We start from the raw sequence: 17012 nt of genomic DNA, 5'->3' as shown, positions 1-17012 counted from the left end.
GAACTTTGAACTTTAAAACTTCTCAATTTATCCCTAAGCCCCCAAAGAAAAGTTGCAAAATTGTTTACTATATTAAAAATTATATCTTTATATAAATTATGTAAAATAAAATATGAATAAAATATATTGTATGTGTTATAATCTTAGAGGATTATATGAAATACTATAACTATATTTCATTATATCAGCAGATTAATAATTAATTGTGACTTCACGGTTACATAAGGAGTGGAAATATGAGCAGTAAGTTTTATTTACATAAAATAGCAAACAAAAAACTATCAGCTGGACGTCCTTGGATATACATAGATGAGATAAATGAATATGATGGGGATTATGAGAATGGTGATATCGTTGAAGTTTACAATGATAGAAGTGAATTTATAGGAAAAGGTTATATAAATGATAGAAGTAAGATAACAATCAGATTGATGACTAAAGATATAGATGAAGAAATAGACATAAACTTCTTCAGAAAAAGATTAAAGAATGCATGGAGTTATAGAGAAAAGGTAATAGATACTTCTAGCTGCAGATTTGTATTTGGAGAAGCTGATTTTCTTCCTGGACTTACAATAGACAAGTTTGAAGATTATTATGTAATTCAAATATCTACCTTAGGAATGGATAAATATAGAGATATAATAGTTAAAGTTCTTACCGAGGACTTTGGTGCTAAGGGAATATTTGAAAGAAGCGATATCGGCACAAGGGAGATAGAGGGCTTAGAACAAAAGAAAGGCTTCTTGACTGAGCCATTTGATACTATGGTTCAAATTACAGAGAACGGAGTAAAATATCTTGTTGATTTAGAAAATGGTCAAAAAACAGGCTTCTTCCTAGATCAAAAGGAAAACAGAAAAGCAATTCATAGAATATGCAAAGATGCAGAGGTACTAGATTGCTTTACTCACACTGGCTCTTTTGCTCTAAACGCAGGAGTAGCAGGTGCTAAGTCAGTTCTAGGAATAGATGTATCTCAGCACGCAGTTGATTTTGCAACAAAGAATTCTGAGCTTAATGGACTTTCTGATGTAGTTAAGTTTGAATGTCATAATGCCTTCGATATACTTCCAAAATGGGCTAAAGAAGACAGAAAGTTTGATGTTGTTATACTTGATCCACCTGCATTTACTAAGTCAAAGAACACAGTTACAGGTGCAAAAAGAGGTTATAAAGAAATCAACCTTAGAGGCTTAAAAATGGTAAGAGAAGGTGGCTTCCTAGTAACTTGTTCCTGCTCACATTATATGAGCGAAGAACTATTAAAGAAAACCATAGAAGAGGCTGCAAGAGACGCCAGAAGACAACTAAGACAAGTAGAATTTAGAACTCAATCTGCAGATCATCCTATACTATGGAGCTCAGATGAAAGCTACTACTTAAAGTTCTTTATATTCCAAGTAATTTAAATATTTGTGTAAAAATATAGCCTTCAAAGCTTCCTCTTAAAGGAGCCTTGAAGGCTTAATTTGTAACCTTGCTTGTAATATCTCTATGTGGTGTAAAATTCGCCTTATAGAAGTTTAAGAAAACAAAAAAGAGCTTCACAAATTAATGAAAGCTCTATGATTTTCAACTTATTATATTATAATTTCACCATTCTTATATTCTGACGGTATGGAAAACTAACACTTAAGCTCTTCTCTCTTTCCAGATAAAGAAAGCTATTATAAATATTGAGGCTTCTTTAAAGTTTCTTATATCATACTCAGTGTCCTTATATATTTTATCTAATCTATATATAAGAGTATTTCTATGTATATATAACTTTTTAGCTGCTTCACTGATATTGAGTCCACAATTAGCAAATTCCTCTATGGTACTTATAATTTCAGAATCAAATTTAGAGAACTTATCCTTAAACTTTATAAACAACTCTTCCTTCATGTTGTCATTTATATTATAGATTACCTTCTCTAAAATGAGTTTATCTGAGTCATATACGGTTTCTTTCAAATCATATTTCTTGCTAAGAGTTATATACAATGCAGCATCATTAAATGCATTTTTTATATCATCAGCTCCACCACTAAAGGAACTATAGCTGATATAACACTTTGTATATATGTCTGAAAGGATAGAGTCCTTCATACTATTTGCATGATCTAATTCATCCTCAAAATTTCCTAAAATAACTATATAATCTTTATAAATCATACTGATTATGTTTTCATCATCATAGGATTCTTTTATTACATTGAGAGCATCATATCTATTTTTACTTAAAGATATAAGAAACAATGTACATCTATTGGATAGAAAGGGCAATGCATTATATAAAGCTTCTGAAGAAACACCCTTTCCTTCCAACATATTAATAACAAGTTGTTCTCTCATAGAGAATATTTCTCTATATTTAGTTTCTATTGAATATTTTAGTAGAGGAATGCACATTTCAAAGCTTTTACTGATTGCAAGCTTAGCTTTTTGCGCTCCAAGCCAAAGCTCCTTTTCTAATAGCAGTGCTCCATCAATTGATATTATTGAATTAAATAATATCGTATTATCGTCTAATGAAAGTTTAAGCTCCACACCACTATTTTCACTCAATCTAGCAAGATAGTCCTTGAAATTGTACATATTATAGCCCTCCTATAAAACTGTTAATTCTGTTTCTTTATCAAATACATGTATTTTATCAACTTCTATTGCGAATTTACCTTTATCTCCAGTTTGAAGTTTAGTGCTTCCATTTACTCTTATTGTCATGTTGTTTCCGTCTTTTGATACGTAAATATAACTTTCAGCACCCATTAATTCTGTAACTTCTACTTTTGCTTCTATAATCGCATTTGGATTTCTAGCAATAAAGTCTGCATCATCATCAATATGTTCTGGTCTTATACCCATTATAACATCTTTTCCCACATAATTGTTCTTTTTTAACACTGATGATTGTTCATCATTAAGAACTATCTTCTCTGTTCCTACAGTAAGAGCTATTTTTCCTTGCTCTTCTGAAACTTTAGCATCTAAGAAGTTCATTTGTGGCGATCCGATGAATCCTGCAACAAATATGTTTGCTGGGTGATCATACACTTCTTGAGGACTTGCAACTTGTTGAACTAGTCCATCTCTCATAACAACTATTCTTGTACCCATAGTCATAGCTTCTGTTTGGTCATGAGTAACATATACAAATGTAGTTTGAAGTCTCTTGTGTAACTTAGATATTTCAGTTCTCATTTGAACTCTTAGTTTAGCATCTAAGTTTGAAAGAGGTTCGTCCATTAAGAATACCTTAGGTTCTCTAACTATAGCTCTACCTAATGCAACTCTTTGTCTTTGTCCACCTGAAAGTGCTTTTGGTTTTCTATCTAATAAATGCTCTATGTCAAGGCTCTTTGCAGCTTCTCTAACTTTCTTATCTATTTCAGCTTTATCTACTTTTCTTAATTTTAGTCCGAAGGCCATATTATCATATACAGTCATATGTGGATACAATGCATAGCTTTGGAAAACCATTGCTATATCTCTGTCTTTTGGTGCAACATCATTAACGATTTTATCTCCGATCCAAAGTTCTCCGTCTGATATTTCCTCAAGACCTGCTATCATTCTTAAAGTTGTTGATTTACCGCAACCTGATGGTCCTACAAATACTATAAATTCCTTATCTTCAATCTCAAGATTAAAATCCTTTACTGCAGTAACATCCCCTTGATATACTTTGTATATATGTTTCAATGATAAATTTGCCATTTGTACTCCTCCTTGTATTTTATATTCTAATTGTAAGCGTTTAATCGCACTTATTCCATACGAGGAAATTACAAAATTAATTTTAGCTATTTGTAGTAAAGTACAAACCCTGGTAATAATGATTCTGATTCATAGTATTATCTATTTCATTCAATATTTCCCACTTCTTCAAACTCCACATTGGTCCTATTAATGAATCTCTTGGGGCATCCCCTGTTAGTCTATGAATAACCATATCTTCAGGAAGCATATTAATTGATTTGCATATAATATTAATATATTGCTCCTGAGAAAGAAATTTCAACTTATCTTGTTCATATAATCTTACTAGTGGAGTTTCTTTAAGCAAGTGCAGTAAATGGAACTTCACCCCATTTACTCCACTATGTGCAATATAATCAACAGTCTTAAACATATCTTGTTCCGTTTCACCTGGCAAACCAAATATACAATGCACAACTACATCAATAGATCTTTCCTTCAATCTCTTAATAGCTTGTTCAAACACCTCAAGTTTGTAGCCCCTGTTTATTAATTTTGCTGTATCATCACTTACAGTTTGAAGCCCAAGTTCAACCCAAAGATATACCTTTTTACTTATTTCCTCTAATAAATCTAGAACTTGTTCATCTAAACAATCTGGTCTAGTGGCAATAGCTATCCCAACAACATCTTCTTGTCTTAAAGCTTCTTCATACTTTTCTCTTAGAACCTCAACTGGTGCATAGGTATTTGTGTATGCTTGGAAATAAGCTATATACTTGCCGTTCTTCCACTTCTTTTGCATCATATTTTTTATATCATCAAATTGAGATGCTATAGAGAAGCATCTGTCTCCCGCAAAATCTCCCGATCCTCTTTCACTACAAAACAGACAACCGCCCTTACTTATAGTTCCATCCCTATTAGGGCATGTAAAACCAGCATCTAAAGATATCTTAAATATCTTTTCTCCAAACCTTTCTCTTAGAAAATAATTCAAACTATGGTAAGGCTTATTTCCCCACATTTTCTTTTGTTCCATATAATCAACCTTTCATGAAAACATAAATAATTTATATCTATTTATATTCTACCCCTTATAAGGCATCCACTTCAATTGTTTATTTATACCTACAAAAAGCCATTGGTTCTAGCTTTCAAATCCTCCTCTCAGAAGCAGAGGAGTTTTGAAAATAGATTTCAGATTGAAGTGTTTCATCTTTAGATACATTAATTTATGGATGTACCAATTCGTAATAAACCTTATACTTTTAAATCTCCTCACCAGAAGCGGTGAAAGTTTTAAAAATAGATTCTGGTTCGAATTGGTACATCTTTATTAAGCTATACATGCTAAAAGTAATATATAATTTTCAAACATGCATAACTTAAGCTTTCATAATTTTTACTTATGTAAATCAACAAAAGTAATGTTATATAAAAATTTCTATACCTTATCTATCTTTAATTCCTTAAAATCAAGCTTATACATTCCTAATACATCCTGTCTTACATCAGTCTTTCCACTTACTCCCTTGACTTCAAAAAACATTTCAGATTTAGTAAATTTAGAAAATACAAGCTCATATTTGTCTACTGGAAATATCTTATCAAAATTAGCTTCAAGCATACTTCCACTTGCTACATTATACGCCTTCAACCTATTAGCCACGTTATTCTCCAAATACTGAACTGCCATATAATTCTCATCTTGAGAAAACATAATCTTTTGTACTATTCCATTATCATATATATCCACAGCTTTAACCTTCTTAGCTAATGGCTTTTTATCAGGATCCCCCTGTTGCTTTTGATCTTGCCCCTCACCACCTCCACTACCGCCACCGCTTTGCGATGATGCTGTTGGCACTGCGTCTTCCACTTCTAATATTCCGACAAAACCTTTATTTCCATCCCTTGTAGATATACCCATTCGTTGCCCTGATATAGTGAAATTAATAGCAGTAAATTCTTTTGCTGGTATTTCCTTTTTTAATATATTTGCTTCATTAGTTTTTGGGTACATATCCTTAGGTAAATCTTTCATAGCAATAACTAGTTTAGCTTTTGGCTCATCCTTAGCTTTTAACTTAATACTCTCTCCTTCACCAAAAGCTTCTACAAGAGTTTCAGCTTTGACTTCGTCTATTTCATATACATCACCTTGCTGCTTTGATACCTTAATTGAAAAGGTATCTATATCTGCTCTAGGAACTCCTTGCTTCAATCTATTTACTTTAGCTTTTATAATTGCGCTTTTACCTGATTGATTTATCTCACTTACCGAAAAATCTACTATAGATAAGTCAGTATCTTGAAGTTCCTGTGTTTTGTTAGCAAGCTTTGAACTACATAACTTTCTAGCATTTTCATAATCATTTCTAGAAAGATACTTTATATAATTTTCTGCAACTCTTATCGCTTGCTTTTCATTAACTAGGCTATCCGAACTAGATCCACTTGAAGAAGTACTACTTTTTTTGCATCCAACTAACATGGTTGCTATAACTAACATCCATAATACAAACATCCTTCTTTTCTTCATAACTTCCCACTCCTTATTATTTATAGATGAATCCCGTTTATTCATGCATATACGTACTATATATAAAATAGCTTTTCCATTTAAGTAAAAACTATTATAAAAATATTCTTCTAACTTTTATGAATAAATAGTGGACAATCTATATATATTTATTATGAATAATCTACATGGAGGGATATCGTGAAAAAGGAAGCCTTAAAGGTTTTTCAGGTAGCTGCAGTATTTATAGGCACAATCGTAGGAGCTGGATTAGCTTCTGGAAAAGAGATAACACAATTTTTTACATCTTACGGATATAAAAGTTTCATAGGTATTATTTTTTGTGGGCTGTTTTACATAGCTATGTGTTCAATAATGGCTAAAATCAGTATAAAATTCAATTTGAATTCATATGGAGAAGTTATAAACGTAGTAAGTCCTAATTTTCTTGGAAAAATAACAGGTGTCATAACCACACTTTATCTGATTTCTTCTGCCTCTATAATTTTGGCAGGTAGCGGAGCCTTACTGCACCAATTTTTCGGAATACCAAAAATTTTAGGTACTTTAATAATGGCTACAGCTGCTTTATTAGCTTTGACTAGAGAAACCTCTGGGCTAATAGAAGTAAACTCCTTTATAGTGCCTTCATTGATATTAGTAATATCAACTATCCTAATTTTATATCTAGTGTTCTATAAAGATGTAGTTACTATACCTCACCTTAAAAGTCTTGGTGCCCAAAAAAGTAACTGGTGGCTATCAACTATACTTTACTCTGGCTATAATATATTGTGCTGTTCAGGTGTCCTTGTGCCTCTAAGTACAGAGATGAAGAAAACCAAGACCATGATACTCGGAATTTCTTTAGGAGCAATAGGCTTAACTCTATTATGCATAGCTATAAATCTTATGCTAATGCTGAATCAACCATATATATATCAGTACGAAATACCATTACTATATATAACTAATAGATTCGGTAAGGTACTGCAGATAGTTCTCTTATGTATAATATGGTTAGAGATGTTTTCTACTGAAGTTTCTGATGTATTTTCAATTTCAAAGACTATAGATAAAGTTCTTAAGATTAAATACGACACTGCTATATTCCTTGTTATTGGACTAGCTATATTAGTTTCACAAATTGGCTTCACCAACTTAATATCTACTTTATATCCTATGTTTGGTGTATTAAGCTTAATTTTTATAAGTCAATGTATTTACTTTTATGTTCGAAAAATGAGATAATATTCAACTTATAAAACCAGTAGATTTTAACAATCTACTGGTTTCCTTTTATCCTTAATTAAAAGTAATATCTACATATACTAAAAACATTTATATTATCTTTATCATTAAGTAAATTTAAACAAGCCCATTATATTAAAGAATGATAAAAATTATTATCTATGATATTATTTAGACATAATCTTTTAATAACATTATCTTTCTATCCTTAAACTGAATATGTTTAAGAATATTATTGAAATTTATAAGTTGTTATTTGATTATTAAATTAAACCATTTTCAGAGGTGTTTATTTTGAGTTATTTAGACATGCTAAAAAGTTGTGAACTTTGTAATAGAAGATGTAAAGTCGATAGATTAAATGGAAATACAGGCTTTTGTAAGGCAGATGACAAAATTAAAGTTGCTAGAGCAGCTCTACATTTTTGGGAAGAACCCTGTGTATCTGGTGAGGAAGGCTCTGGTACAGTGTTTTTTTCTCATTGTAATCTTAGCTGTGTATTCTGCCAAAATCATGAGATAAGTCAGGAACATAACGGTAAAGAGATAAGTATAGAAAGGCTAAGTACAATATTTTTAGATCTGCAAGAAAACAATGCTAACAATATCAACTTAGTAACTCCAACCCATTATGTGCCTCAAATAATTGAAGCTCTACGTATATCAAAAAATAATGGATTAACAATACCAATCCTCTATAATACTAATGGATATGATACGGTGGAGACAATAAAAGCCTTAAATGGATATATCGATGTATATTTGCCCGATTACAAATACTTCAATGAAAAATATGCACTAAAATATTCTACAGCAAAAGAGTATGTAGAGAATATTAATTCATTAATTGGTGAGATGCTTAAGCAAGTTGGTACACCTAAATTTGATGAAAGAGGAATTATTTCTAAAGGTGTGATAGTACGTCATCTTATGCTTCCAGGACTATTATTTGATAGTAAAAAAGTAATTGATGACATATATAGAACTTTCGGAGATTCTTTATATATAAGTATCATGAATCAATACACCCCTATGCATAAAACAGCTAATTACCCTGAAATAAATAAGATTCTTAATCCAAAACACTATGATTCCCTTATTGATTATGCCTTATCTATTGGCGTTAAAAACGGCTTCATCCAAGACTCTGGAACTAGTAGTAAAAGTTTTGTACCTTCTTTTAAAAATGAGGGAGTTTAACGTTGTTAATTAAGCCGTAAATTTATGTAAATGAAACAATTAAAGTCTTAGCCTAACTGGAGATATCTCATGTATGGTTCCAATTAGGCTAAGCTTTTTCTATATATTACTATATACCTTTTCTTTTATAGGTACATTTATTCTTTTTAATATTGCCACAATAATCACACATACCACACAAATAAACGCTATAATTCTAAATAGAAGGAAAATACTAATATGTTCTAAAAGAATTCCTCCTCCTATATTACCTATAAAGTTTCCTATACCACATGCAGCTGCAAAGAAAGTCATAACAGAGGACTTCATTCTCGCTGGAGTAATCTTATTCATATATTGATACGATGATATCAAGAACAATGGATAGGTTACGGACTGCATACCTTGAATCATTATAACGGAAGTATAAGACGTACTTAATGAATCCAAAAAATAGCGAAGCACATAAAACACTAGTCCAATCATAAGTAAATTTAGTTCTCCAAACTTGTTTAACAACTTATTTCCTAAAAACAAAGTAGGTAATTCACTTATTGCAAGAACAAACCATAATATCCCTAGCTTAGAGACATCCCCCCCAGTTTTTTGTATCAATACTGTTATATAACTGCCATTAATACCAAAAGAAATATTCACTATTATTACTGAAATTATAAAAATCGAAAATCTATTATCCTTCATAAGATTCTTAATATCACTAATATCTACCTTACTATGATGAGATTTACTTTTAAAATCAATACTCCAAACTATAATAGCCCCTAAAAACATAGTAATAGAGAATAAAATAAAAGAACTGTTGATACTTGTATACTTTACCGCCTGCGCAATAGTTAGTGCCGCAACTGCATATCCAAAGGATCCCATAAGTCTTACTTTTCCGTATTGAATATCTTTGTTATGCTCTATAATTTCATAGCTATAAGCATCCGACAATGGGTTAATTGAGCTTTGAAACACTAATAGAATAATCATGCTCATCAGAATAGCATAGAACCCATTAACAAAGATAAAAAGATATATAATTAAAGAGCTGAAAAACATAGTTATCAAAATAGAAGTTCTCTTATTAAAATGCTTATCTGTAATCACACCCCAAATAGGTTGTGTTATAACTCCTGTTATCGAATAAACAGCCATGGCAATTCCTATTTGAGTATAACTAAATCCTTTATTTTGAAAATAATATGTTAAAAAAGGATAAAAACAGGCCATTGCCGCAAATTCAAATACATAAAGAAACTTAAGTTTAATGCTTAATATATTAGATTGATTCATATAATCAGCCCCCCCTTTTGTTAGTATTTCATATAAACAACCTCTAAATAAATGGATGCTATGAATTTTACTTTTTTATATAAGCTCAAAATCTGATATAAAAAGCCTATATTTGCTACTGATTTGCATTAGATATTTCCAAGTTAAATTATATAACACTTATACATAAGTACAATGGAAATAATAATAAATTGTATCAATACAGTACAAAGTATAAAGCCTTCTCTTAATCCTTAATTTTGAGAAAGAATGCACATAAGATAAGAGAGATCCTATCAGACCTCTCTTATCTTGTATTTTTTGTGATTATATATATCATATTTATAAATAAAATTATTGATTTACTTATAACTTCTCACTTACTCAAATTCTTCAAACTCAATATTAGCTTTAAAGAGATCTCCGTCTATTTGTATATTGAAACTCCCGTTCTGTAATTCTATTAAGCTTTTTGCTATAGCTAATCCTAAGCCAGAGCCTTCTGTATGTCTTGATTGATCTCCTCTTTTAAATCTTTCTAATATCTCTTGCGGGTCAATATCTAACTCATAGGCTGAAATGTTTTTCATTGATATCTTTATCTTACCATCTTCATTATTTACAGTTATATAAACCCTTGTTCCACTCAGAGAATAATTAATAATATTATTTATTAGATTTTCGAAAACTCTCCAAAGTTTTTTGCCATCAGCCATTATATATATCTTACGCTCTGGATATGCTACCTTAAAATCAAGCTCAGCCTTCTCTATCTTTTCTTCAAATTCAGCTAAAGTCTGCTTAAGAAGTGATGTTACTTCAACCTTCTCTATATTAACTTCTAAGGATCCACTAGCAGCCTTTGATGCCTCAAATAAATCTTCAATCAACACTTTAAGTCTTTGAGACTTTCTATCAAGAATATCAATATAGTTTTTCATATCTTCTGGAGATCCATTATTTCTCTTTAATAAGTCCACGTAATTTATTATAGAAGTGAGTGGAGTCTTTAAATCATGAGAAACATTAGTTATAAGTTCAGTCTTTAGTCTTTCACTCTTAACCTCACTTTCAATAGAACTCTTTAGCCCTGCTTTCATATTATTTATATTATTCGCAAGCTTAGACAAATTTCCTTGACCTCTTATATCAATAGTATAATTTAAATCTCCATTTGTTATCTTTTCAGCTCCCACTATAATCCTATCTAAAGCAATAAGCTTCTTAAATATATAAATTGAAATAAATGCAGCAAAAGCTAATATTATGAGTAAAGAGATAAAACCTATCACTAAATGATTATCTATATAAATTCCCGTAATCATTGATAAAGGCAACAGAATAAATAAAGTAATACATACCACTACAATAGCTTTAAAGAATATACTTCTCATATAAGTGAACTCTCTAACATATATAACAGCCTTTTTTAATAATCCATATACTTTCCATGATAATGCTTTCTTCACCATCTCTTGTCTTTCTTGCTTATAAAATATAGGTAGTATAAGCTTTGTCAATATAATTAATGTAAGTGCAATACCTACTATATCTTCTATTTCTACTAATGAGATTACCTCTGATTTTCTATATGGATAATATGCATAGTAACTCATCAAAATTGCAATATTCAAAACAAGCATAGCTATAGCTCCAATGGCTCTAACTTCAATTGACAACCTTCTAAAACTTATCGCATCTTTATCTATAAACTTTATACGATATATAAGCATACCTAATGAAATTATAAAAATTACAAGTGCCACTACAACTACTATTGCCTCATTAATAATCTTCACTTTTAAATTAGAGAAATCTCTATATGCAAAATATATTGCATCACCTTCAGAAAGTTTTTCTGGAACTGACATATATATTGTTAAATTTGAATTACTAACCCTGCCAACTAACGGACCAAAGTATCCTTCTCCACTATTATTAGCTCTAATCTCTACATTACAATCATATATATTGTTATATTGATTTAAATCTGAATCTTTGTTGCCATACACTTTTAAGTAAAAACCTGTACTGTCTTTAAAACTAGCCTTTATATTGTTAGGATCATATTGTATATTAGCTTTAGTTGTACCACCTTCACCATCTACTAATACATATTTTATGTTTTTAAAACCATCTACTCTTTTTCTTATTACTTTTAATGTCTCTAAGCTTTCATTAATAATATCTTTTTTTAAGCTATCTGTATTATTTATCTTTGAGTTATAGTCTTCTTTTAAATTTTGTAGCTTTTTATTGAGTTCTTCTTTTAATTTATCTGCTTCATCAAAAGCACTCTCTAAATTTGAATCACTAATTTTATTATTATATTCATAAGTTAATTTATTTGATTCTTCATGTAATTTATTTACTAATTCTTGTCTTTTAGCTTCAATTTCATCTGATGATATATTTTTACCATATTCATCACTTTTAATATATTCTTCATTCTTATATTTCTTTTCTAAATCAACAACATCAGAATTAAAGTTACTTATTATCTCCATGAAACCTTTAGTCTTATAAAACCCACCTTTTTCAAGAACCTCTTTATTAGTTGCAGCATCAACAGAAACAATAAGAACTGATGCTATTGAAAACATGGCTAATATCAATAAAACCTCTCTTATTAACTTACTTTTGTTTATCAATCTTATACCCAACTCCCCACACCACCTTTAAATATTTAGGATCCTTAGGGTCAATTTCAATCTTCTCTCTTATTCTCCTAATATGCACTGCTACTGTATTATCAGCGTTATAACTAAACTCGTTCCATACTTTTTCGTATATTTCATCTATTGAAAACACCCTATCTGGAGTTGACATTAAAAGATTTAATATCTTATATTCTCGTGGAGTCAGCTTGATTTCTTCTCCATCTACTGATACAGTTTTATTTACCCTATTAAGACACAGACCTCCCGTACTTATTTCATCTTTATCTAAAGCTTCGTAATTCCCTAGTTTTAAATACCTCCTAAGCTGAGATCTCACTCTAGCTATGAGTTCTAAAGGATTAAAAGGTTTTGTCATATAGTCATCAGCTCCCATATTAAGACCCATTATTTTATCAACATCTTCAGACTTAGCTGATAAGATTATAATTGGTATATTTCTTTCTTTTCTTATATTAAAAGTTGCCTTTAAACCATCCAATTTAGGCATCATAACATCCATTATTATTAGATGAACATCATTGTTCATCAACATATCTAAAGCTTCCATTCCGTCGTAAGCTTTAAGTATATTTAATCCTTCATTACTTAAATATATCTCTATAGCATCAGTTATTTCTTTTTCATCGTCAACTACCAAAACATTATACTTGTCCAATTTTTATCCCCCTATTAATACATTTCTACAATATTATACCATCCAAATCCCCTCCTTATAGCCCTTCTTTAATATTACTCCCTAAATCTTACAGATTACTTATCATATTTCTTAAATTTTTCTTACAAAAAATAAAAAAGCTCACTGAAGCGACCTTCTTCAGTGAGCTTTTTTAACGCATCTGCCTTTCCGAATGCATATGAGGAAAATTTGGCAGGCGGCATAAATTTTATTTTTTACTGTTTACCCTAAATAGCTATTCTAAGCTCTTGTATTGAAATGTTTCATCTTTATTATATCTTATACTTAGCTAATTCTTTTTTAAATATGTCGATTATACCTTCAATTTTTCTAATACTATCTATAGTTTTGTCTATTTCCTTTTTATAATCTTCAATACTTGCACTTACAGTTTCTGATGCAGCTGCATTTTCTACTGCAATTGCAGCTAAGGAATCTATACTCTTAAACATTTCTTGTATAGAATCTGCTTCCCTATTAAGAGCTTCTATAGAACTATTTATAGCCTCTGAAACATCTTGTATTGAATTTTTGGCTTCAAAACTTATGTCTTTAACATCCTTAAGTGCTGAGGTTTCTTTTTCAAGAACCTTGTATTGACTATCTATGTTATCAACTAACCCGTTTATATCGGTGGCAAAAACATCTAGATTTTGATTAATTTCTCTAACTGCTCCCTTAGATTGCTCAGCTAACTTTCTTATAGATTCAGCAACTACAGCAAATCCTCTTCCTTGCTCCCCAGCTCTAGCTGCTTCTATAGAAGCATTTAAAGCTAAAAGATTTGTTTGTTCCGAAATTCCAGAAACTATTGATACAATACTAGTAATGTCTGATGCCTTTTCTTGAAGTTTTCTTCCGCTTTCTTTTACTCCCATGAAGGATTGCAGTGTATCATTTATATGAGTACTCGCTCTCTCTACATGTTCATAGCTATCTTCAATTTTTATAACAGCTTTATCTAATTCAGTCTTATTTCTGTTTTCACTGCTAACTAAAGAATTTATTTCCTCTATGTTTTTATTAATCTGAGTTAACAAGTTTTCTGTATTTATATCCTGTTGAGTGGACATCTCTGCAACTTGTCCAGAAAACCCGCTGATTTCTTCTGTTGTATATCTCATAGATTCTGTAATCTGGAACATGTCCTTCGAAAACACATTCATCTCATCAGTTACACTATTAAAAGATGTCAAATCTTGAGACCACATATCTTTAACATTTGTTATACTATTAAAAATGTCTTCAAATATATCCTTTGATTGTAACTGTAGATTGCTATACTTTCTTTCTGCCATAGCATTAAGTTCATCTATTATAGCTTTCTTTGGTGCAAGCATCATGTTTGTAAATAAAGCAGATATGACAGCCGCAACCCCAGCCACTATAACTCCATTAGTTACTCCAGACATGATAATACCTATTATTGCAGTGATTATAAAAGTAGGTATTGCGGATTTTACTCCTATATTTTTTACAAATCCAAAGGATAACAATTTGTTCAGTCTATACTTCTTTTTATTTAATATCTCATACTGAAAAGTTAGTTTAAGAGACAATGAAGTTTCTGTCCTTGCTACCTCTTCTATAGATATTTCTTCACCAAATTTTTTAGCGCTACCATTTAGTAATCCCTGAAAATAATCAAACATACCTCTTGGAGAATTGTATACAAATACAGCTTGATTTTTACTTACAGGCTCTAATTGAAAAGCGGGAGGTTTAGCTCCAGAAAATTTTCTCATTATTACCGCATGTACATCATTCATTGCCTTTAGAAATGTGTACAAATTTAATTTTCTAAAAAAAGCTGGGTAATCATTATAGAAAGTTTCTATATTATTTTCACCCAATATATACCAAAGCTTGCTTAGATTCATCTGCTTAGCTTCAGCTATGTACTTTATTACATTGCCTATAACTTTATCATCTACATTTTCAAGTGGTGTAAAAATCCTCCCACTATCCCATGTGACATTTGTCATAGCCCTATCTACAATTTCATTACCATAAAGCCTTCTACATGTTTTAAGCCAAGTAGAAACTACCGTTCCCTTCATAGTGTTCCTCCCTCTAACTAATAACAGTTATTCATTAGCTACATTATACTATTATTATCGTCAAATAAATAGCTTTATTTGATAATAATTCGCCAATATTCTTGTTTTTTATTGTAATTTTAACATCTTTATCCTAAATAAAAATAGACGCTAATGATTCATATAAAGAAAAGTGCAAACTATATAAAAGCTTACACTTCTCTTTATCTCTATAAAAAATCAGCATTCTTAAAACAAATCATCAAAGTAATTTACATAAGGCACATCATCGCCTCTATAAATATTCGATGTAGTTGGTGGGAAAAATATTCTTTCTATCCCAGCATCATTCCTTGCAGATGTTGAAGCTCTTAATTCAGCAATCTTTGTTACACCAACGTACACATCAGATATTTTATACCATGTAGCATAATCAACTACACCAGTCTGTGGAAGACTGAATATGCTTTGGAATACTCTAACAGACTCTGCTGTATTTGGACCATAATCTCCATCTACAGAAAGCTTAGGAATTAATGGATAATTCACTGAAATTCTATTTAAATAAGTTTGAACAGTTCTAACAGGCTCTCCTTTAGATCCTATCTTAAGAGGATACCCTGGATATGAACTTGGAATACCTTTAACTTCTTCTGCTGTTACTAATTCAAGATCTGAACCATAAAAATTAGTTAGTATTTGAAATGGAGTTCTTCCTTCATCCCCAAGATACTTACTTCCCCATTGAGTTAACCAACCTGGGCATTGAACATTCTTTCCATCGCAATACTGAGTTAATAATGGTTGTCTTCTGCCAGGTCTTTTAACATAAGTAGCAAATATTTCATCAGCTATTCTCTCTATATTATCAAATATGTTCCTTCCGTAACTAAATGCGTGGTCAAAAGCTGTAGAACTGGTTATATCAAAGTTTTTTCCTTTTCCCCTGTACCATTCTGTATAAATCCTATTAAGCGTAAAGGATATTATGCAAAACAAATTAGCTCTAATCGTATTATCGGACCAGGTAGGAAAAATCTCAGAACTAGCAACATTCTTTATATAATCTTTAAATCTTACTGTGTAGTTTGGCGCAGATGCATCATTTGGCCCCCCTTGATGAACCACTACGAATTCCGGAACTACTGGTTTGCTTAAAACTACTCCACTACTTGGTGGTGGAAGTGGTTTCTCTGGGTCTTCTGGAATCTTGGGTGGGAAGTTACCTACAAGTTTATTAGGTTGTATCAGTATAATGTTTTCTCCCTGTCTTGTGTTTGATGTTTCACTCAGATTACATTTCTGGTATGCAACTTTATCTGGATATATCTGACATCCTTTTATAAAAAGCGGTTCAAAACCTGCTCTTTCAACTTTTAAATCTGCCAAACTATAAGGAATTTGGTTATTAGGCGCCTGGGAATACTGTAATGGAGGGGTATCCAATTGTATAACTGGTGTCAACCCAGCTGAGTCAGTACTTAGCTGCATAGTTTGAGCACTCGGAGAAGCAAACTCTCCAGTAGGAGTGATAGTTATCCTTACGTTATCTACAGGAATGTAATTATCTCCCTGAAAACATTGAATTTTCAAATTTCCCTTAAATGGCATTATATTACTCCTTTTAAATTTTTCTTTACTATAATATGCTCTTAGCAAAGGTTTTGTGAATATGTCATCTCGAAAACCAACTTAAT

12 protein-coding genes are annotated in these 17012 nt (G+C 31.0%); 3 read left to right on the top strand and 9 right to left on the bottom strand.

Going from position 1 to position 17012, the window contains the following annotated elements:
- The first annotated feature begins 236 nt into the window (after window positions 1–236).
- Window positions 237–1412, top strand: a complete 1176-nt coding sequence (locus tag J3477_RS22990) for a class I SAM-dependent rRNA methyltransferase (protein WP_206872583.1) — start codon at window positions 237–239, stop codon at window positions 1410–1412.
- A gap of 223 nt (window positions 1413–1635) precedes the next feature.
- Here J3477_RS22990 and J3477_RS22985 read toward each other — a convergent pair whose 3' ends face one another.
- The 4 genes from J3477_RS22985 to J3477_RS22970 all read right to left on the bottom strand — a co-directional run bounded on the left by J3477_RS22985 (window position 1636) and on the right by J3477_RS22970 (window position 6232).
- Window positions 1636–2583, bottom strand: a complete 948-nt coding sequence (locus tag J3477_RS22985) for a PucR family transcriptional regulator (protein ID WP_206872582.1) — start codon at window positions 2581–2583, stop codon at window positions 1636–1638.
- Window positions 2584–2595: 12 nt separating this feature from the next.
- Complete coding sequence (locus J3477_RS22980; RefSeq protein WP_206872581.1) at window positions 2596–3705, bottom strand: ABC transporter ATP-binding protein; 1110 nt, start codon at window positions 3703–3705, stop codon at window positions 2596–2598.
- Window positions 3706–3787: 82 nt separating this feature from the next.
- On the bottom strand, window positions 3788–4729 hold the full coding sequence (gene mnmL / locus J3477_RS22975) for a tRNA modification radical SAM protein MnmL/YtqA (RefSeq protein ID WP_206872580.1): 942 nt from the start codon (window positions 4727–4729) through the stop codon (window positions 3788–3790).
- A 405-nt stretch (window positions 4730–5134) separates the two neighbouring features.
- Window positions 5135–6232 (bottom strand): hypothetical protein, encoded by a 1098-nt coding sequence (locus tag J3477_RS22970; protein WP_206872579.1) that lies wholly within the window; start codon window positions 6230–6232, stop codon window positions 5135–5137.
- Between the two features lie 180 nt (window positions 6233–6412).
- Between J3477_RS22970 and J3477_RS22965 the strand changes: the two genes are divergently transcribed.
- Window positions 6413–7462, top strand: coding sequence for a YkvI family membrane protein (locus tag J3477_RS22965; RefSeq protein ID WP_206872578.1), 1050 nt, complete (start codon window positions 6413–6415; stop codon window positions 7460–7462).
- Between the two features lie 309 nt (window positions 7463–7771).
- Window positions 7772–8662 (top strand): radical SAM protein, encoded by an 891-nt coding sequence (locus J3477_RS22960; RefSeq protein ID WP_371876616.1) that lies wholly within the window; start codon window positions 7772–7774, stop codon window positions 8660–8662.
- Window positions 8663–8761: 99 nt separating this feature from the next.
- Here J3477_RS22960 and J3477_RS22955 read toward each other — a convergent pair whose 3' ends face one another.
- The 5 genes from J3477_RS22955 to J3477_RS22935 all read right to left on the bottom strand — a co-directional run bounded on the left by J3477_RS22955 (window position 8762) and on the right by J3477_RS22935 (window position 16926).
- Entirely contained in the window at window positions 8762–9940 is a 1179-nt protein-coding gene (locus J3477_RS22955) for an MFS transporter (protein WP_206872576.1), read from the bottom strand.
- 359 nt (window positions 9941–10299) lie between these two features.
- The gene (locus tag J3477_RS22950) at window positions 10300–12582 is read right to left on the bottom strand and encodes a sensor histidine kinase (RefSeq protein WP_206872575.1); all 2283 of its coding nucleotides are present in this window, start codon (window positions 12580–12582) and stop codon (window positions 10300–10302) included.
- Window positions 12554–13255 (bottom strand): response regulator transcription factor, encoded by a 702-nt coding sequence (locus J3477_RS22945; RefSeq protein ID WP_206872574.1) that lies wholly within the window; start codon window positions 13253–13255, stop codon window positions 12554–12556. Before J3477_RS22945 ends, J3477_RS22950 begins: the two co-directional genes overlap by 29 nt.
- A gap of 293 nt (window positions 13256–13548) precedes the next feature.
- A complete protein-coding gene (locus tag J3477_RS22940; protein ID WP_206872573.1) occupies window positions 13549–15336 on the bottom strand; it encodes a heme NO-binding domain-containing protein in 1788 nt (595 codons plus the stop codon).
- A gap of 228 nt (window positions 15337–15564) precedes the next feature.
- Window positions 15565–16926, bottom strand: a complete 1362-nt coding sequence (locus tag J3477_RS22935; RefSeq protein ID WP_206872572.1) for a peptidoglycan-binding domain-containing protein — start codon at window positions 16924–16926, stop codon at window positions 15565–15567.
- Between the last annotated feature and the right edge of the window lie 86 nt (window positions 16927–17012).

Source organism: Clostridium zeae (genome assembly GCF_017312485.1).
Taxonomy (GTDB): domain Bacteria; phylum Bacillota; class Clostridia; order Clostridiales; family Clostridiaceae; genus Clostridium_AR; species Clostridium_AR zeae.
The sequence above is the reverse complement of the archived record's forward strand: the minus strand, read 5'-3'. Positions and strand labels throughout refer to the sequence as shown.

Bases quoted from the DNA above. Each gene is read 5' to 3' on its own strand.
- J3477_RS22940 (WP_206872573.1), bottom strand. From the start codon at position 15,336: ATGAAGGGAACGGTAGTTTCTACTTGGCTTAAAACATGTAGAAGGCTT.
- J3477_RS22985 (WP_206872582.1), bottom strand. From the start codon at position 2,583: ATGTACAATTTCAAGGACTATCTTGCTAGATTGAGTGAAAATAGTGGT.
- mnmL (WP_206872580.1), bottom strand. From the start codon at position 4,729: ATGGAACAAAAGAAAATGTGGGGAAATAAGCCTTACCATAGTTTGAAT.
- J3477_RS22970 (WP_206872579.1), bottom strand. From the start codon at position 6,232: ATGAAGAAAAGAAGGATGTTTGTATTATGGATGTTAGTTATAGCAACC.
- J3477_RS22935 (WP_206872572.1), bottom strand. From the start codon at position 16,926: ATGCCATTTAAGGGAAATTTGAAAATTCAATGTTTTCAGGGAGATAAT.
- J3477_RS22960 (WP_371876616.1), top strand. From the start codon at position 7,772: ATGCTAAAAAGTTGTGAACTTTGTAATAGAAGATGTAAAGTCGATAGA.
- J3477_RS22980 (WP_206872581.1), bottom strand. From the start codon at position 3,705: ATGGCAAATTTATCATTGAAACATATATACAAAGTATATCAAGGGGAT.
- J3477_RS22955 (WP_206872576.1), bottom strand. From the start codon at position 9,940: ATGAATCAATCTAATATATTAAGCATTAAACTTAAGTTTCTTTATGTA.
- J3477_RS22990 (WP_206872583.1), top strand. From the start codon at position 237: ATGAGCAGTAAGTTTTATTTACATAAAATAGCAAACAAAAAACTATCA.